This window comes from Yoonia sp. R2-816, assembly GCF_046762905.1.
Lineage (GTDB): Bacteria > Pseudomonadota > Alphaproteobacteria > Rhodobacterales > Rhodobacteraceae > Yoonia.
Genome location: NZ_JBKQXN010000150.1, coordinates 1 through 284 on the forward strand (window position 1 = coordinate 1; position 284 = coordinate 284).

Genomic DNA, 284 nt, shown 5'->3' on the forward strand with positions numbered 1-284 from the left:
TGTTTGATCCCGTCTTTGAATGCAATCCCTTCGATGATCTCGGGCATGCGGTTTGCGCCGTCGAGCTTCCGCCATTTGGTCTGGGCTGACACCATCAACTTGAACGCCATAGCGAGGCCGGTTTTGCGGCTGAGACAGCCCTTAGTTTTGCCAGTGCGGTGTCGGACAGTGGCAAAGGTGCTCTCGATGGGGTTGGTGGTGCGGATGTGCTTCCAGTGTTCGGCAGGGAAGTCATAGAAGGCCAGCAACACGTCGCGGTCTTTGGTCAGTTTCCCGACAGCCTT

General features: G+C 56.7%; 1 protein-coding gene. It reads right to left on the reverse strand.

Annotated features, from left to right (window positions below; all coding sequences use genetic code 11):
* Nucleotides 1-284, reverse strand: a 284-nt coding sequence (locus tag ACFWW2_RS04835) for a transposase (protein ID WP_393926610.1), incomplete at both ends; no start/stop codon positions are given.